Origin of the sequence: Bifidobacterium sp. SO1 (genome assembly GCF_018555335.1) — a bacterium.
Classification (GTDB): domain Bacteria; phylum Actinomycetota; class Actinomycetes; order Actinomycetales; family Bifidobacteriaceae; genus Bifidobacterium; species Bifidobacterium simiiventris.
This window is the reverse complement of the sequence record NZ_JAFEJR010000003.1, coordinates 1-18,418: the sequence shown is the minus strand read 5'-3', so window position 1 is coordinate 18,418 and position 18,418 is coordinate 1. Positions and strand designations below refer to the sequence as shown.

General features: G+C 63.1%; 15 protein-coding genes and 1 rRNA gene. 3 read left to right on the top strand and 13 right to left on the bottom strand.

Features of this window, described 5'->3' with window-relative positions; genetic code table 11:
- Positions 1-28 precede the first annotated feature (28 nt).
- Positions 29-2,110, top strand: a complete 2,082-nt coding sequence (locus JS541_RS03755) for a M13-type metalloendopeptidase (protein WP_214373166.1) — start codon at positions 29-31, stop codon at positions 2,108-2,110.
- A gap of 102 nt (positions 2,111-2,212) precedes the next feature.
- Here JS541_RS03755 and JS541_RS03750 read toward each other — a convergent pair whose 3' ends face one another.
- The 6 genes from JS541_RS03750 to JS541_RS03725 form a co-directional block, all read right to left on the bottom strand.
- Positions 2,213-2,530: a HigA family addiction module antitoxin gene (locus JS541_RS03750; RefSeq protein WP_240539238.1), complete on the bottom strand. Its 318-nt coding sequence runs from the start codon at positions 2,528-2,530 to the stop codon at positions 2,213-2,215.
- The gene (locus JS541_RS03745) at positions 2,499-2,792 is read right to left on the bottom strand and encodes a type II toxin-antitoxin system RelE/ParE family toxin (RefSeq protein ID WP_214373165.1); all 294 of its coding nucleotides are present in this window, start codon (positions 2,790-2,792) and stop codon (positions 2,499-2,501) included. The genes JS541_RS03750 and JS541_RS03745 overlap by 32 nt, the downstream gene beginning before the upstream one ends.
- A gap of 76 nt (positions 2,793-2,868) precedes the next feature.
- Complete coding sequence (locus tag JS541_RS03740) at positions 2,869-3,660, bottom strand: single-stranded DNA-binding protein (protein WP_236036967.1); 792 nt, start codon at positions 3,658-3,660, stop codon at positions 2,869-2,871.
- A gap of 632 nt (positions 3,661-4,292) precedes the next feature.
- Positions 4,293-6,095, bottom strand: a complete 1,803-nt coding sequence (locus tag JS541_RS03735) for a proline--tRNA ligase (RefSeq protein WP_214373163.1) — start codon at positions 6,093-6,095, stop codon at positions 4,293-4,295.
- A gap of 140 nt (positions 6,096-6,235) precedes the next feature.
- Entirely contained in the window at positions 6,236-7,780 is a 1,545-nt protein-coding gene (gene arc / locus JS541_RS03730; RefSeq protein WP_214373162.1) for a proteasome ATPase, read from the bottom strand.
- 26 nt (positions 7,781-7,806) lie between these two features.
- The gene (locus tag JS541_RS03725) at positions 7,807-8,511 is read right to left on the bottom strand and encodes a DedA family protein (protein WP_214373161.1); all 705 of its coding nucleotides are present in this window, start codon (positions 8,509-8,511) and stop codon (positions 7,807-7,809) included.
- Between the two features lie 38 nt (positions 8,512-8,549).
- Here JS541_RS03725 and serB point away from each other — a divergent pair, with 38 nt between their 5' ends.
- Positions 8,550-9,224: a phosphoserine phosphatase SerB gene (gene serB, locus JS541_RS03720; RefSeq protein WP_214373160.1), complete on the top strand. Its 675-nt coding sequence runs from the start codon at positions 8,550-8,552 to the stop codon at positions 9,222-9,224.
- A gap of 168 nt (positions 9,225-9,392) precedes the next feature.
- Here serB and fmt read toward each other — a convergent pair whose 3' ends face one another.
- The 6 genes from fmt to rpoZ form a co-directional block, all read right to left on the bottom strand.
- On the bottom strand, positions 9,393-10,364 hold the full coding sequence (gene fmt / locus JS541_RS03715) for a methionyl-tRNA formyltransferase (RefSeq protein ID WP_214373159.1): 972 nt from the start codon (positions 10,362-10,364) through the stop codon (positions 9,393-9,395).
- 157 nt (positions 10,365-10,521) lie between these two features.
- Positions 10,522-11,235, bottom strand: coding sequence for an HAD family phosphatase (locus JS541_RS03710; RefSeq protein ID WP_214373158.1), 714 nt, complete (start codon positions 11,233-11,235; stop codon positions 10,522-10,524).
- 76 nt (positions 11,236-11,311) lie between these two features.
- On the bottom strand, positions 11,312-13,615 hold the full coding sequence (locus JS541_RS03705) for a primosomal protein N' (RefSeq protein ID WP_214373157.1): 2,304 nt from the start codon (positions 13,613-13,615) through the stop codon (positions 11,312-11,314).
- Between the two features lie 128 nt (positions 13,616-13,743).
- Positions 13,744-15,048, bottom strand: coding sequence for a class I SAM-dependent methyltransferase (locus JS541_RS03700; protein WP_214373156.1), 1,305 nt, complete (start codon positions 15,046-15,048; stop codon positions 13,744-13,746).
- A gap of 226 nt (positions 15,049-15,274) precedes the next feature.
- Positions 15,275-16,489, bottom strand: a complete 1,215-nt coding sequence (gene metK, locus JS541_RS03695; RefSeq protein WP_214373155.1) for a methionine adenosyltransferase — start codon at positions 16,487-16,489, stop codon at positions 15,275-15,277.
- A 308-nt stretch (positions 16,490-16,797) separates the two neighbouring features.
- Positions 16,798-17,082 carry a DNA-directed RNA polymerase subunit omega gene (gene rpoZ / locus JS541_RS03690; protein WP_163229016.1) on the bottom strand — a complete coding sequence of 95 codons (285 nt, stop codon included), beginning with the start codon at positions 17,080-17,082 and terminating at the stop codon, positions 16,798-16,800.
- A 235-nt stretch (positions 17,083-17,317) separates the two neighbouring features.
- Between rpoZ and JS541_RS03685 the strand changes: the two genes are divergently transcribed.
- Positions 17,318-18,169, top strand: coding sequence for an SDR family oxidoreductase (locus tag JS541_RS03685; protein ID WP_214373154.1), 852 nt, complete (start codon positions 17,318-17,320; stop codon positions 18,167-18,169).
- 130 nt (positions 18,170-18,299) lie between these two features.
- On the opposite strand, the gene rrf is transcribed toward JS541_RS03685, so the two are convergent.
- Positions 18,300-18,416: ribosomal RNA gene (rrf, locus tag JS541_RS03680) — 5S ribosomal RNA — on the bottom strand.
- Positions 18,417-18,418: the final 2 nt, after the last annotated feature.

Here is an 18,418-nt window from a genome sequence, read left to right as displayed (position 1 = left end):
GTCACTTAACACGAATAGGCTGGGCGGTATGACTACAACTCTGACCTCCGGCCTTGATCCGGCCGCGTTTTCCTCCGTCATCAAACCGTCCGACGACCTGTTCCGCTACGTGAACGGCCCGTGGATCGACACCTACCGTCTACCCGACGACAAGGCCCGCTATGGCTCGTTCGACAAGCTCGCCGAGGATGCCGAGAACCAGATCCGAGAGATTCTCGAGGACGACGACTGCCCGGCCGTCAAGTCCCGCGCGCTGTACCGTTCCTTCCTCGACACCGACGCGATCGAGCAGGCCGGCATCGCACTGCTCAAGCCGGTGCTCGACGCGATCGACAACGCCGCCGACAAGGCTGCGCTGACCCGCGTGCTCGGCCAGTATGATCCGTCCGGCGCGACGACCAGCCCGTTCGCCTTCGGCATCTACGGCGATCCGGACGATCCGACGATCAACGCCGTGCACGTCGAGCAGTCCGGTCTGGGACTGCCGGATGAGGCGTACTACCGCGAGGACCGTTACCAGCTGGTGCGCGAGGCATACGTCGAGATGGTCGCCAAGCAGCTCGCCAACGCCGGTTACGGCGACCGCGATAGCGCGCAGACACAGGCCGAGCGCTTCCTCGACGTCGAGACGCGCATCGCCGCGCATCACTGGGACAACGTGACCACGCGTGACCCGCAGAAGACCAACAATCCCACCGATTTCGACACGCTGAGCGGAGAGCTCACGCACTTCGACATCGCAGCGTGGGTCGATGCCTGGCAGCAGGCGTACGACCAGACTTCAGCCGCGAAGTTCCAGCCCGTGAACATGGGTGCCGCAGTACACCACACGATCGTACATGAGCCAAGCTTCCTGACCGGCTTCGACCAGTTCTGGGATGCCGCCGATCTGGATGATCTCAAGCTGTGGGCGCGCGTGCACACGATTATCGGCGCGGCCGCATACCTGAGCAAGACCTTCGACGAGACGAACTTCGACTTCTACGGCAAGGTGCTTTCGGGCGCGAAGGCGCAGCGTGACCGCTGGAAGCGCGCCGTGTCGCTGGTTAACGGCGTGTGCGGCGAGGACGTTGGCCGCGAGTACGTGCGCCGTCACTTCCCGGAAAGCTCTAAGCAGCGCATGCAGCAGCTCGTCGCGAACCTGATCGACGCGTACCGCGTGTCGATCAGCGGCAGCGACTGGCTGGGCGAGGACACCAAGGCCAAGGCGCTCGAGAAGCTGTCCAAGTTCACGCCGATGATCGGCTACACCGAACGTTGGCGCGATTACAGCGCACTCGACGTGCGCGAGGACGCCACACTCATCGAGAATATGGCCGCGGCCAGCCTGTATGAGAACGGCTACCAGCTCGCCAAGGCCGGCAAGCCGGTCGACAAGGGCGAGTGGGGCATGAACCCGCAGACCGTCAACGCCTACTACGATCCGAGCACGAACGTGATCGTGTTCCCGGCCGCGATCCTGCAGCCGCCGTTCTTCAACCCCGAAGCCGACGATGCGGCCAACTACGGCGGCATCGGCGCGGTGATCGGCCACGAGATCGGCCACGGCTTCGACGATCAGGGCTCGCAGTTCGACGGCGACGGCGCGCTGCATAACTGGTGGACCGCGGAGGATCGTGCGAACTTCGAGAAGCGCACCAAGGCGCTTATCGAGCAGTACAACGCGTTCGTGCCGACGCAGCTGGCCGAGAAGTACGCAGACGACCCGAGCAAGGCCCCGCACGTCAACGGCGCGCTGACGATCGGCGAGAACATCGGCGATCTGGGCGGCGTGAACATCGCGCTCAAGGCGTATGCGTTCGCGCTCGACGCGGCCGCCGGTCGCGAGAAGGACGGTTCGCCGGAAGGCATCAAGGCCGCCTTGGACACCGCGCCGGTCATGGACGGCTTCACCGGTCTGCAGCGCTTCTTCCTGAGCTACGCCTCGATCTGGCGCACCAAGAACCGCGACGAACTGGCCGAACAGTACCTGCAGATCGACCCGCATTCCCCCGCCGAATGCCGCACCAACGGCATCGTGCGCAACGTGAACCTGTTCTACACGGCGTTCGGCGTGCACGAGGGCGACGGCATGTGGCTCGCGCCCGAGCAGCGCGTCTCCATCTGGTGATGCACTACCCGGCGACGCCTCAAGACGTCGTTCGTTGCAAAACAGCATCCTGAACAGTAGGGGGTGCGCCGCTCGTACACCGTTCGGCGCACCTCTCTACTGTTACGCCTTGACCAGAGGCTGTATATCACCCAGACAACTGGCGTCAAAGGTATATACATCCCAGTCGCGCTGCAGATTCATCCAGAATTCAGGAGTCGTGCCGAGCGCACGCGCAAGTCGATACGCCATCGCCACGCTGATCCGACGCTCGCCACGGACGATTTCACCGACCGCGGTCTCCGACACGCCTATAGTTTTGGCCAGCCGATAGTTGCTGACGCCCAACGGCTCAAGGAATTCTTCTTTGAGAATCTCCCCCGGAGTGCTGAGCACACGGCCGTCGTCCTCAATCGTGATAGTCGTCGAAATAGACATCATAAGCCTCCTTGTCCTTGTCGTTCCAACGAAAAACAAGTCGATACTGACGATTGACCCGAATGCTCCAATACCCCGACAGGTTCCCGGACAATCGTTCGAGTCGGTTGGCGGGAGGTACCGCAAGATCACGCAGTGACTGAGCTGCTTTCAGCATCTGCAAACGGCGGGCCAACTGCCGTTCGCAACCGGTCGGATACTCTCTCGGATATGGTCCGCCATAGAGAAATTCTTCTAGCTCCTTGTCTCTCGTCGCAATAAACATGATACTACCGCTTTACGTTAGTAACGTCAAACGTCACCAATATCATCAACAGGCTCACACACGCTTCGGCACGCCGTTAGAATTCGCCGGCGCCGAATTCATCTCCCGGCGGTTCGTTGGGCGGAGGAACCGCATCGCCAGACCCATCCGCATCCTGCACAGGTTGAGCAAAACCGTTGGTGTACTGGCGGGCGTCAGGCGCTTGGCCATCATTGCCATCAGCATCGCCCGCCGAACCGACGGACGCAGACCGTGCAGCATCTCCATCTACGCCACCCACGACCGCCGCCCCGCAATCCGACGCGCCAGTAGCCGCCGAGGCACCACCGTTGGCCGGCATATTCACCTGCGCATTGGAGCCTCGATAGGGGTCGTTGGCCAATAGACTTACCGGTTCAGGCACGGAACCGGCGACCGCACCGTTCACACCGGTAGCGGCGTCCACCGCACCTTGACCTCCATTGCCGCCGCCAGCCCCTGCTCCAGTTTCACCGCCGCTTTCACGTTTGCCCGCGCTCGGCCTGGTCATGCCGTAGTTGAGGTCATGCCCTACATTGCTGGCCTCGATGACGATGCGCGAACGCTTCTCCCCGTTCTCGGAGGACCATTCCTCCGTGGCGAGCACGCCGACGACGATGATCGGATCGCCGGTGCGCACCGAGGCATGCACATTGGCCGCCAGCGTGCGGTACGCTTTCACGGTGATCCACGTGGTCGGCAGCGAGCGCCACTTCCGGCTGGCGTCGTAGTAACCGCGCGTGCTGCCGAGCCGGAACGTGCAGATGGTGGGCGGACTGCCGTTGCCGTGCCCTTGCGGATTACTGCCTACGCGGCCGGTGATGGTGATCTGTCCTTGTTGCAGTGCCATGATCGGTCCTTTCATCGCTGAAGCGGAACTGAAGTGGACTGCGCGAATCACAGTGCGGAGACCTGCCCGGAACGCCTGATATGTGGAGAGTGGAGGTGGAGAGAGACGGCGTTCCTATCGTCGACCCGCACTGTGATCCACGCGGTGAACACCACTATGCCGTATGCGGCGCGGCGATCGGACGCTTTTCGGGGACTGTGGACGCAGCCTCAGGGTTCGGGCGTGTTGTGGATAACTCGATGTGTGCAATTCGTCGAATTATCCACATCAATCGATTGCCCCACCATTGCCGTACAGAGTCCGATGCTCCGATATGCATACACATTGTGGATAACCCGATCCACCCGTGCCGTTCATCGCGCCGCCTCTTCCGTTCCCGGGCTTATGATTCAGCACACTCAACTCCACACCAAGCTGTTCGCCATGCTGCCGCCCCCCTCCCTCCCGGGCTTACGGCCATTTTCGCATGCCGATCCGGCCGTATGCCCGGGAGCAACGAATACACCGCAAAGTCTCTGGCCTCGATCCAGGAAACCCTGCGTCCTGAACGCGAGAGGCCCTCCTCCGCATGGAAGAGGGCCTCTCGGCATCAGATAGTCGGATAAACCGGCGTCAGAACCGTGCGATAGACGTCACAGACGGTCGACGATCGCGGAGACGGCGTCGGCGACCGGAACGGCGACCGAGTTCTCGCCGTTGCGGTCGCGCACCTCGATCGTGCCGTTGTTGACCGTGTCACGGCCCGCGACGGCGATCAGCGGCACGCCGATCAGCTCGGCGTCCTTGAACTTGACGCCCGGAGACACCTTCTTACGGTCGTCGTAGATAACCTCGACGCCGCGTTCCTCAAGATCGGCGACGAGCTGCTCGGCGGCCTCGAACGCAGCCGCATCCTTGCCGGTGGCCACGACGTGCACCTGGGCCGGCGCGATCACGGACGGCCATGCAAGGCCCTTCTCATCGTGATGCGTTTCAGCCACGCACGCGAGCACACGGGACACGCCGATGCCGTAGCAGCCCATCCACACCGGCACGGTCTTGCCGTTCTGGTCGAGCACCTTCAGATCCAGCGCCTTGGAGTACTTGAGGCCGAGCTGGAACACCTGGCCGATCTCCACACCGCGCTCGAAGCTCAACGGGCCGGAACCGTCCGGGCTCATGTCGCCGTGGCGCACCTCGACGGCCTCCACCACGCCGTCGGCCTGGAAATCACGGCCGTAGACGAGGTTGTAGTAGTCGACCTCATGCTCGTCGGCACCGGTGAACCATGCGGAGCCTTTGACCACATGCGCGTCCACAAGGTAGCGCAGCGGTTCCTTGACGCCGGCTGCCGGGCCCTGCGGCCCCAGCACCATCGGTCCGATGTACCCCGGCACCAGTTCCGGATGCGCCTTGAGATCCTCTTCGGTGGCCTCTTCCAGCTCGGCGGGCGCGAACTGCGCCTCGAGACGCTTCATGTCGACCGTACGGTCGCCCGGCACGCCGACGACGATGATCTCGCGCCACGGCTCGTCGTGCTCCGCATCCTCCGGGTGCTTGACGGCGATCACCACGTTCTTCAGGATGTCGGACGCCTCCCAAGAACGGCCGTCCGTACGCGGATGGTCGGCGTTGGCGCGTTCGATCATCTTGTCGATGGTCTTCGCGTCCGGCGTCGGCTCCTTGGAAGCTGCCGGGGTGGAGGAAGCATCGATCTCGGGCAGTTCGGGCGTGTGCAGCGCCTCGACGTTCCATGCCTTGCCGGAGGGTGCCAGCGCGAACGTGTCCTCGCCGATCGGCATCGGCGCCAGGAACTCCTCGGACGCGGAGCCGCCCATCGGGCCGGACATCGCGAACACCGGCACGTACTTGAGGCCGATGCGCTGGAACACGCGCTCGTACGCGCCGCGCTCGTCCATGTACGCCTTGCGCATGCCTTCCTCGTCCACGTTGAACGAGTAGGCGTCCTTCATCACGAACTCGCGGCCGCGGATCAGGCCGGCGCGCGGGCGGAACTCGTCACGGTACTTGGTCTGGATCTGGTAGAGCACGACCGGCAGGTCCTTGTACGACGAGTACATGTCCTTGACGAGCAGCGTGAACATCTCCTCGTGCGTCGGCGCGAGCAGGTAGTCGGCCTGATGACGGTCCTTGAGACGGAAGATGTTGTCGCCGTACTCCTCCCAGCGGTGGGTGGCCTCGTACGGTTCGCGCGGCAGCAGCGCCGGGAAGTGCACCTCCTGCGCGCCGATGCCGTTCATCTCCTCGCGGATGATCTCCTCGATCTTGTTCAGAACACGCAGGCCGAGCGGCAGCCACGTCCAGATGCCGGGCGCGGCCTTGCGGATGTAGCCGGCTCGCTGCAGCAGTTTCGCGGAATCGACGTCCGCGTCGGCGGGGTCCTCGCGCAGGGTGCGCAGGAACAGGGTAGACATACGAAGTGCTTTGGAACTCATAGGTTCCAAAGTACTCAATCAAGCCGACACCTTATGTCCCGGCCCCTCGGCTGAGAGAGCTGTCAATCACAGATTAACTAAAAGAGCGTACACGGAATGCCATCATGACGAACGGGAACGTGCAAGAACCTTGCACTCCCTCACACCGCCACCGCACGAATGCGCACCACGCGCCCAGCGTCCAGCCCGTTGATCCGACTCCACTGTTCGGGATCCGCATCCAGCACCGAATCGCGCGTCTCCGCGAACTCGTCCTCGACCGAGTCCCCCAGCATCGCCGCATCCAGCGCGACCGGCGAACCGGACACGATCGATGCCTTGACCGCCTTCGTCTTCGCCCGGTCCACGATGTTCTTGAGCATCGCGCCGGACGCCACGTCGGCCAGGAACAGCGCCGACCACACACCCTGATCGTTGCACAGGTCGCATAGATGCCGCCGTTCGGACCGATCGTAGATATCCTGCACCAGCACACGCGTCAACGATTCCGCGTCCGTGCCCGGTTCGAGCGGCAGATCGTCGGTCAGGTAATGCCGCACGATCGACACCGCACCGGTCGCGCCCGGCCGTTCCACATGAATCTTCACATCCAGCCGTCCCGGTCGCAGCACGGCCGGGTCGATCATGTCGATGCGATTCGAAGCGCCGATCACCATCACGTTGTCGAGCCGTTCCACGCCATCCAATTCAGCCAGGAACTGCGGCACAATCGTCGTCTCCACGTCCGACGAGACGCCGGAGCCGCGCGTGCGCAGCAGCGAATCCATCTCGTCGATGAACACGATGACCGGACGGCCGTCTGCGGCGCGCTCGCGGGCGCGTTTGAAGATCATGCGCACGAGTCGCTCGGATTCGCCGACGAACTTGTTGAGCAGCTCCGGCCCCTTGACCGACAGGAACACGCCCGAACCGTTGCCGGAACCGTCCGCGAGCGCATGCGCGACGGCCTTGGCGATGAGCGTCTTGCCGTTGCCGGGAGGGCCGTACAGCAGCACGCCCTTGGGCGGGGTCAGATCGTAGCGTTCGAACAGCGAGCGGTGCAGGAACGGCAGCTGCACGGCGTCGCGGATGCGTTCGATCTGTTCGTCGAGGCCGCCGATGTCCGCGAATGTGACGTCGGGCGTCTCCTCGAGCACGAGGTCGGCGTCGTCGATTTCGGGCAATACTTCGAGCGCGATGCGGTTCGCGTTGTCCACAACCACGCGGTCGGCCGGACTGATCGGCACGGATGCGAGCGCACTGGCGCGTCGGATCAGCCGCGGGTTGCCGGACGCATCCGCGACGAGCAGACGGCCGTCGGTAAGCGGTTCCTTGACGGTGCGCACCGCGCCGAGCGTATCCGGGCCGCGCTGTTCGACCAGCACCATGTTCTCGTTGAGCATGACCGTGTTGCCGGCCGCAAGCCGTGACGCATTGACGTTGGCAGCAACGGGCACGACCATGCGGCGCGTGCCAGCGAGGATTTCGGCGGAGGAGTGCTGGATGCCGTCGTCATCGGTATGTACGGAGTCGACGCGGATCATCGTGGCGAACGTGAGCGGCGGCTGGGCAAGCTGCGCAAGCTGCGACTTGGCCTTCGTCAGTTCTTTGCTCGCGCGAGTCAGTGCCTGGGCGAGCGCATGGTTCTTCTCCATCAGCCGGTCGTTCAATTCGGCCAGCTCTTCGACGCTGCGCTCTTCGCCCATCGTATGCCTCGCTTGTCTTTCGGTTCCTATCGGTTCTTCTTCGCTGCCATCATGCTACGGATCTTGCGCACGGCAAGCACCACGATGACCACGATGAAAGCAACAATCACCACATCTTCGAACACGCCGAGCACGCCAAGGATCGAGCACCACTGGTCGCCGAGCAGGTAGCCGGTCGACACGAGGATCGTGTTCCACACAGCCGAGCCGAGCAGCGTCCAGCCGGTGAACTGCGCGAAGTTCATGCGGTTGAATCCTGCCGGGATCGAGATCAGCGAGCGCACAACCGGGATCACGCGGCCGATAAGCACCGACCATGTGCCGTATCGGGTGAACCAGTCGTTGGCCTTGTTCACGTCCTTGCGACTGACTCCGGGAATCACGTCGGCCGCACGATGGATACGATGCAGCCCGACCCAGCGCGAGATGCCGTACAACGCCCACGCGCCGAGCAACGAGCCGACGGTCGCCCAGATGATCGCCTCGGCCAAGTTCAGCGTGCCACGTGCGGCCGTGAATCCGGCGAGAGGGAGGATCACTTCACTGGGAATGGGCGGGAAGATCGATTCGAGCGCGATGGCGAACGCCACGCCGACGCCGCCGACCGTTTCCATGAGTCCGACGAGCCAGTCGGTGATCGCGCCGATCAGACCGGTCTCGCCGGTCGTGCATACGGCGATATCGTTGGCGGCAAGGGTGACGGTCGGCAGCACGGTCGAGAAAAAAGTCATAGGGGCCATTGTCCCAACGTTTTTCGACAATCGAACGTATGCTTGACGAAACATTGCAGGATCTTGACACGCCGACCCTGTCCGAACCCGGCTTGCTGGTGATGGACGTCGATTCGACGCTGATCGACGAGGAGGTCATCGACCAGTTGGGCGAGGCGGCCGGCTGCGGTGACGAGATCGCCGCGGTGACGGAACGTGCGATGCGCGGCGAACTGGAGTTCTGCGAGGCGTTGCGCGCGCGGGTCGCGTTGCTGCGTGGACTGCCGGTTTCGGTATTCGACACGGTGTACGAGTCGCTGCATTTCACTTGCGGCGCGCTCGAGTTGATCGACGAGCTGCATGTGCACGGCTGGAAGATCGGCGTGGTGTCGGGCGGATTCCACGAGGTGGTGGACCGACTGGCGGCCGACGCGAAGATCGATTACTGGCTGGCGAACCGGCTGGAGGTCGCCGATGGGGTACTGACCGGGCAGGTGGTCGGTGACATCGTGTGCAAGACGGTGAAGCTGCACGCGTTGCAGGCGTGGGCGAAGCGCGACGGCGTGCCGATGGCCCAGACCGTGGCCGTGGGCGACGGTGCAAATGACATCCCGATGATTCAGGCGGCCGGTCTCGGCATCGCGTTCTGTGCGAAACCGAAGACCCAGCTTGCCGCCCATCACGCCATCAACGAACGCGACCTCACCCAGGTCCTCCCCCTCCTGCGAGCCTGACGCATTTGCGTCCGTTTCCCTCCAGAAGAAGCCCGATCCTATCGACAAACGGACGCAGAACGCTCTTTCTGCGTCCGTTTTCCTCTAGGAAATCCGTCGTCTAACGGAAAGCGGACGCAGAACGCCCCGTCAGCGTCCGCTTTCCGTTAGAAAGGATTCGAACGTCCGTTACGCGCAGTAGGCGCCAGGAGCAAGGCGGGCACCACGCGCCCAGTCGGCGGCGCGCATGGCCTTTTTACCCTGCGCCTTGACCTCGAGCAGTTCCAGCGGGTCGGACAGCGTGCCGATCCACACGTTCTTCTTGCCGGCAGCGATCACGCCGGGGGCCAGCTCCGCCGGCACATGCGGATGATCCATGTCGGCCGGCTGCGCGCGCAGCACGTGCAAGGTCGTCGGCTCAGCGCCGTCCGCATCATCGGCGTGCAGTTCGCACCATGCGCCCGGATTCGGCGTGCACGCGCGAATCTGGCAGTCAACGTCATGAACCGGCGCCTCGAACACGATATGCGCGCTATCGACCGTGATCTTCTCGGCCTTCGCGTACTCGCCCTCCTGCTGCGGCACGGCTGCCGCGCGGCCCGCCTCCACGGCCTCCATCGCACGCACCAGAACGTTCGAGCCGACCTGCGCCAGACGGTCGAGCAGTTCGCCGGCCGTCTCATGCTTGCCGATCTCGGTTTCCAGCTGGGAGACAACCGGACCTGCGTCCATGCCGCGCGTGATGCGGAACACGGTTACGCCGGTGGACTGGTCACCGGCCCATATGGCACGCTGCGCAGGTGCCGCCCCACGCCACTTGGGCAGCATGGAGAAGTGCAGGTTGTACCAGCCGAGCGGCAGCGCATCGAGCACGGATTCCTTGAGGATCTTGCCATAGGCGACGACCGCGGCGGCCTGCGCACCGGTGGCGATCAACTCGCTGATGAAGCAATCCTCGGACGGATCGGATTCGATTACCGGCAGGTCGAGTTCAAGCGCGGCCTGCTTGACCGGGCTGGGCGTGAGCTTGCGCCCACGGCCGGTCGGCGCGTCCGGGCGTGTCAGTACGGCCACGATCTCGACATGTTCGGTGTCGGCGGCCAGCGCGCGCAGCGACGGCACGGCCACGTCCGGCGTACCGGCAAACAGAATCTTCAGCATACGGATGTTCTCCTTGATTCCCGATCAGATAACAGCCGGCAGAGGCCGGCCAAGGGTGCGCAAACGAACGCACCGGCATACGATCTCATTGACGATTCAACGATGCTCCGGCAAAAACCCGGAGCAGCCGATCATGCGATTCCCGCAAACGATACGGTCACTGCACGCTCTGCACGCCAGGGATGTTCACACCCTGCGCGATGAGGATCTCACGCAGCTTGCGCGAATCGGAGAACCGGATGCCACGAATACCGGCCTCGTTCGCTCCGACGATGTTCATGGCCTTGTCGTCCACGAACACGCTGCCGGCCGCCTCGATGCCGAACCGACGAAGCGCCTCATCATAGATGTCGCGGTGCGGCTTGCGCAGCTTGACGAATCCCGACACGAGCTTGCCGTCGAGCCGCTGTAGGATCTTGCAGTTCTCCTCGGCGCAGTGGAACAGGTTCTTCTCCCAGTTCGACAATCCCCATACGCCGATTCCGGCTGCCTTCAGATCGTCCACCAGCACGCGCATGCCCGGCACGATGCCGGTCAGTGAATCCTCGAAGTTGTCGATGTAGTAGCGCAGGATGTCGGCCCACTGGTCGCCGTGATGCTCGCGCATCCACGCAATCGCGACTTCAGGCTCCTCGCCCCCGTCCATCATGTCGTTCGCGTCGTAGAATCCGGAAACGTCGTTGTCGAGGAAGCGGTCGATCGTCTCCTGATCATATCGGGCGATCAGTGCTGCGGACGGATCCCAGTAGATCAGCACGTTGCCGAAGTCGAAGATCACGTCGGTGATCGGCTTGCCCGCGGCCGATACGGCGTTGCCGTCCGCCATCAGCACGTCATGTTCCATGTCCGGTTCTCCCGGCCAACCCTTCATATGCTCCTCCGTTCCGTACGATACGCCACGGCTGTCTACGCTATCGTCCCATGCCGCGCCGACGATGCGCGACGTGTCAGATCAGATCCTTCGGGTCAAGCCGGAACCGCAGCTCCCCTGCCTCGCGTGTCGCCACATGCTTGGCGACGGCGTTGCGCAGCCGAATCGCCAATTCGGCGCGATGCGACTGCGAGACGCGCACCACCGCCTTGACCCGGTCCGCAGTGCTGGCCAGTTCCCGCTCGCTGATGGTCGCCGGTTGCGGTATCGGCACCGGCCCCAGCACCGCCGGCAGATCGTCCACCGACGACCAGTCTCCGGACAGCACGCCGATCGCGGACAACGTATTCATCACCGCATCCCGTCTGCCCCACACACAGGCGGCGGCATACGCCGGCGGCAGACCCGTCTCGACACGCTCCTCGACTTCCTTGGATGCCAACAGCGTGGTATTCCACAGCATCAGCGATCGCGCAATCACCGGATCGGTTTCGCCGATCAGCAGTCCCTGCCCGCCGCGCGACCGCGGAGCGCACAATGCCATCGATCGCATCCATGCGGCGAGCACGTCGCAGCGCGCATCCACGCCGGGCGCATACAGACTGTTCCACGCGTCGAGGATCGCGACCGCACGGTATTCGCCGGGAACGCCATCCGAGGATGCCACGCGCGGTTCGCATCCCGGAGTGGCGATGACGATCTGCGGCGTTCCGGCAACCGTTTCGACGACGCCCCGAGGCTGACTGCGCGACGAGACCACGATCGGCACGCCCCGGAACAGGCCGGCCAGTTCCTGCGATGTGCCGGCTGCGCCGACCCGCACGACACGCAACCGGTCATTGCCGCAGCTCGGGCATGTCCAGTTGACGACGGCGGCGCCGCACCATCGGCATCTCACGCCGGCCGACTGCCGCGTTGTGGACGCCATTCCGGAATGCGTGTTCCCGACCGTTGGCCGATCGGACGCGTGCCATTCGGCGACCCGTTCCAGAGGGCCGGTGCAACGTGGGCATCGTGCCTGACGATGGCAATGCCCGCAACTGAGCGACTCCGTGATGCCGTCGGCGGGGATCGACAACAGCACCGGCCCGGAAGACAATGCCGCAGACAGGATACGCACCGCGGTATGCGGCACGCGCGCGCCGATGCTCGGATCAGCGAGACGCGCCAGCTCGTCTCGGTTCAGCCATCGTATCCACGGACTGTGCTCTTTGACAACGGCCGGCAGAGGCCGAATCGGCGACGAGAATCCACTGACCGGGGTCTCCCTCACCACGCTCGGGTCGCCGTCGCCATTCGTCTCCCATTGGCTGATCGGACTGCGCACGTTCGCAATACTGACGAATACGCCGCCATGCGTCTTGGCCCGCAGACGCAGCACGCCACGGGCGTTCGGGTACGGCATGAACCCATCCATGTTCTGATAGGCGAGATCGTCAACGATCATGAACAATGCCGGCCCTTCGACCGGCGCGTACATGGCCGAACGCACGCCGATCACGCAGCGAACCTGTCCGCTCGATACCGCACGGTATGCGCGATACCGTTCGGCCGGAGGCAGAGCCCCCGCGTCAAGCACCACGAAATCGCCACGATATCCGCCATGCGCTGCTTGATCGGGTGCGAACCTGCGCAATCCACATGACGACAACGTTTGCTCAAGATCCCCGACCTCACGCGCGGTCGGCAGAACAACGACCGCCGATTTCCCGGCGAGCATCGTCTCAAGCATCATCCAAGCGACGTCACGGGTCCAACACAACGCCCCCGGCAACGCATCCACCACGAACGACGCGAACCCGCTGCCGGTCAATGCGGATCGCAAACGCTCCGCGCCATCGTAGGATTGCCGGAACCGCGCGAATCCGGTATCACGCGCCCGCTCCTGCGCTTCCGAGAATCGCGTACGTCCCTGCCATACGCCGGATTCGGCAAGCTGCTGTTCCTTGTCGATGCGGGCCACGCGCGCGGGAACCGCCAAACGCAGGATGTTCGCGCGGGTGCCGCCGTACGCGTCGGCGATCAGCGTAATGTCGCGGCGCATCGCGGCCGAAACAAGCGCAGACGGCGTAAGTACCCGTTCGAGATAGCGCAACGATGACGAGGGAGTCTCGCTGTGAGCCGCACGGTTCCAGATGATGCCGTCGAGCCGTTGCCCGCCGAATCGCACGCGTACCATTACGCCGGGCTGCGCGGCCTCGGATTGGCTTTCTTCAATGAGATAGTCAAACGTGCGTCCCAGATGCGTGGCCTGCACATCGAGCACGACCTGCGCGATCGGGTTCTCGACGGCGGGAATCTTCGCCTTCTGCGCATGCCGACGACGCTTGGGGTCTGCGAACCCGTCAAGCGTCAACTGTTCGGCATGCTCGGAAGTCATACCTCATTGTTTACCACAAGCAGTGCTTGCCGTCTGGTTACGCGGCGGATTGAATCGCGCCAATTCCATCGCATGACCAGACACACCCCACCGATACCGTGTCGGTATCACGCCTCACGCAGCGCCGCTCACGCCTTCCACCACGGGCGCAGCGGATACCACTTACCGTCCGGGTGCCCCACGCGATCCGGCTTGACCGCAAGGAACTGGTGCACCTGAATGCCGTCGAGCTCGAAGTTCAGCGCGCACGCGGCCATATACAGGCCCCACACCTTCGCCCGCTCGAATCCGACCTCGGCCACGGCCTCGTCCCAGTGCGCGGCGAGGTTGTGGTTCCAATGGTGCAGTGTGAGCGCATAGTGCTGACGCAGGTTCTCCTGATGCACCACGTTGAAGCCGGCATCGTGGATGCACGACTCGATGAATCCGGGCGCGCCGAGGTCGCCGTCGGGGAAGATGTATCGGTCGAGGAACTCGTCGGTGCCGGGCTTGCCGTTCGGCTTGTCGTGACTGATGGTGATCTGGTGGTTGAGCAGACGGCCGCAGGGCTTGAGAAGCTTGAACATCTCCTCGAAGTAGCTCTGGTAGTTCTTGACGCCCACGTGCTCCATCATGCCGATCGAGCAGATGCCATCGAAATCACGCTCAGGCACGTCGCGGTAGTCCATCACGCGCAGCTCGGCCAGATCCTCCAGTCCCTCGCGCTTGATCCACTCCTGCCCGTACTCGATCTGTTCCTTCGACAGCGACACGCCGAGCGCCTTGATGCCGCGCTTGGCGGCCTCGATCACGAGCGTGCCCCAGCCGCAGCCGATGTCGAGCAGCCGGTCGCCGGGCTTCAATCCCAACTTGTCGAGCACAAGACGGATCTTGTTGAGCTGCGCGTCCTCCAGGCTCGTGTCTTCGGTCGGGAACACAGCGCACGTGTACGTCATGGTCGGCCCGAGGAAGTTGCGGTAGAACTTGTTGGACAGGTCGTAGTGGAAGCTCACGGTTTCGCTGTCGGCCTTTTCGGTGTGCGGCAGCAGACCGGATTTGATGCGTGCGAATTTCGACGGGCCTTCGGTCTTCGGCACCGGCGGCTTGCGGTAGCCGTGGCTCAGGATCGCGCCGCCGACCTTGGCGATGCCAAGCGGCGAGAGCGGACGCACATATGGCGCGACCGCGAGCAGCTGTCGCAGCTGCGGATACGGATCGGCATAATCGATGCCCTTGATGTCGAAGTCGCCGAGCACGTACGCGCGCACCGCGCCGATCTCGTTGGGATGAGTGAGCAGTTGGTAGACCGCGTTCGGGTTGTTGACCTTGACGACCAGATCGGCCGTGTCCGGGCCGAACGTCGATCCGTCGAACGCCTCGACGCGCAGCAGCGGATTCGGCTGGATGAATTCACCGACCATCTCGCCGACGGTCATCGATTTGCCGTAACCCATGATTGTTTTCGCCTCTTTCATCAGTATTCGCAAACATCTTCGCGAGATATGCATTCATTACGTAGCCGCATGCATCGTGCTACGTATGTGTCCGTACTATGCGAAGCGCCCGCCGCGAACACACGTCACGGCAGGCGCCATAGTCTGTCATTCAATTATCGATTCGGCTGACCGGCGATTGCGCACGGATCGACAAATACCTGCGGGGAGCCGACAGCCGGAATCGTCACTCGGCGATCGCTGCCTTGAGTTCGTCGACCTTGTCGGTGCGCTCCCACGTGAAGTCCTTGTCCTCGCGGCCGAAGTGGCCGTAAGCGGCGGTCTTCGAGTAGATCGGACGCAGCAGGTCGAGTTCGTCGATGATCGCGGCCGGACGCAGATCGAACACCTTGCGCACCGCACGCTGGATCTGGTCGCGGGTCACGCCGCCGATCTCGGTGCCGTACGTCTCGACGTTCACGCTCACCGGGTCGGCCACGCCGATCGCGTACGCGACCTGCACCTCAACGCGATGCGCGAGCCCGGCGGCGACGATGTTCTTGGCGACCCAGCGTGCGGCGTAGGCGGCGGAACGGTCGACCTTGCTCGGGTCCTTGCCGCTGAACGCGCCGCCGCCGTGGTGGGCGGCGCCGCCGTACGTGTCGACGATGATCTTGCGGCCGGTGAGCCCCGAGTCCGCTGCCGGGCCGCCGAGCACGAACGAACCGGTCGGGTTGACGAGCACACGGTAGTCATCATGCTCGACCTTGTCGCCGAGGACCTCGTCAAGCACCGGCTTGATGACATGCTCGACGAGCTGCGCCTGCAGCCAGTCGTGCGTGGCCTCGGGATCGTGCTGCGTGGAGATCAGCACCGTGTCGAGACGCACGGCGTGATCGTTCTCGTCGTATTCGATGGTGACCTGCGTCTTGCCGTCCGGGCGAAGATGCGGCACCTCACCACTCTTGCGCACCTGCGCGAGACGGTAGGCGAGACGGTGCGCCAGATGGATCGGCAGCGGCATCATCACGTCGGTCTCGTCGGTCGCGTAACCGAACATCACGCCCTGATCGCCGGCGCCCTGCGCCTCGTAGCGTTCCTCGCGGGAGGCGGCCGTCTCCTGTTCGTGGCTCAGACGGGACACGCCCTGGTTAATCTCCGCGCTCTGGCCAGTGATCGAGACAAGCACGCCGCACGAATCGGCGTCAAGGCCGACCTCGCTGCTCGTGTAGCCGATGCGACGCACCACGTCACGCACCACATGCTGCACCTCACAGTAGCCTTCGCTGTTCACCTCGCCGAAGATCAGGAACTGGCCCACGCCGGCCACGGTCTCCACGGCGACGTGCGAGTGGATGTCCTGCCGCAGCAGATCGTCCAGAATCGCGTCCGAGATCTGATCGCAGATCTTGTCAGGATGCCCTTCGGTCACCGATTCGGCCGAAATCAAACGACGTTCCATACGCGCACCTTCTTCATGCCGCACCGTTCCCCATTCGTACCCGCCTGCGGCCACGGCGAATCGAATCCGATGGCTTGCCATACGTGTACGCAACGGAGAACGCGCGCCCAGTCACACCTCGACCAGCATCATCCGCCACGCGCGTCGTTGCTGTGCCATTAGCTCAACATAATACGCCCCACCGGTACTCTTTCGTGGAGATTGTTTCTCGCACGACGTACCGATGGGGCGTATACGGTATAATTTTGCGTCTTCTGTCTAGCGGCGACTGGACTGCTGCGTCGCCACATTCGCGGGGACGCCAGCGATCAGTTGCCTTCGCTCAGATCGTCCTCGCCGAGCGTCTCCTCAAGCAGACCCTCGTTGATCTCGCGGAACGCGATGGACAGCGGCTTCTCCTGGTTCTGGTATTCGACCAGCGGGCCGACGTTCTGCAGCAGGCCCTCGTTGAGCTGCGTGAAGTAGGAGTTGATCTGACGGGCTCGCTTGGCCGCGAAGATCGCCAGAGCGTACTTGGAATCAGCATGCTCCATCAGATCGTCGATCGGCGGATTCGCAAGTCCCTGCGGGTGAGGATCGGTGCCAAAAGCCATGATGTTGTTCTCCGAATCATCGATTGTTAGCGTACAGCTATTCCAACCTATTAAAGATACCCCGACCCCTCGTCTTTGCCATGCGGTTCGCGACCGGCGATATACCGTCCACGACCATTCCGCGCGACAATTACGCTCGAATTCATCTTCTCGCCGCCAGCCGCATCGTTCGTCGTGCTACGCTCGGCATAACGGTTGCGGCAACGATGCCGTACCTCTACAGAACGGAGGTCCAATGACGGACGAAACGGTATTCGATCAATATCCTCTTGACCAGTGGAAGGATCCCGACCACCGCATCATGAGTCGATTCTCACTGGCCGGCAAAAAGGGCTTCGTAACCGGTGGCGCAGGTGGTCTGGGACGCAATACGGCAGCAGCTTGGGCCGAGGCCGGCGCCGACGTGGCGATCGTTGATCTTCCGCGTACGAAAGACACGTTGGAGCCACTCGTCGCCGAGCTGTCCGATCGGTATGATGTGAACGTCGTACCACTGTATTGCGATGTGTCCGATCGAGAGCAGGTCGCTGCGCTGAAGCAGAGCCTGATCGACTCGCTGGGAACAGTGGATATCGCGTTCATCAACGCCGGCGTGAACGTGCCCGGCGACGACGCGGACGAACCGTACGAAGTATGGAAGAAAACGATCGACATCAATCTGACCGGCGCGTACATGACCGCGCAGATCGCGCAGCAGATCATGCGTGAACACGGTCATGGCGGCTCACTGATTTTCACGTCGTCGTTATCCGGACATAACGCGAACTACATCGGAGGCGGACCGTCGCCGGTCGCCGCATATGGTGCAACGAAGGCCGGCATCTACGAATACGCGCGATATCTGGCGGCCGCACTGGCGCCGTACGGGATCCGGTCGAATGCGGTGTCGCCTGGTTACGTTTGGTCGGGGATTTTTGAGGGCCGGATTACACCGGAAGGACATGATCTCATGATTGCGCCGGTGCCGATGCACCGATTCGGCACGAACGAAGAGATCGCCTCGACCGTGCTATTCCTTGCCAGTGACGCATCGTCGTACATCACGGGTACCAACATCCAAGTGGACGGCGGCTATTCAGTGTACTGATCCTTCTCCTCATACGTAGAAGAGCCCCGAACCATCGTGGTTCGGGGCTCTTTTACGGGTTTGCTGTAGATATGAATCGAGGCTTTTCGGGAGTTGTACTCGACCGAAAAGCCTCGATGTTCACGTGTAAATGCGGCGGCGTGCTACTCTCCCACACCCTGTCGAGTGCAGTACCATCGCCGTGCCAGGCCTTAGCTTCCGGGTTCGGAATGGGACCGGGCGTCTCACCTGGGCCATGACCGCCGCAAA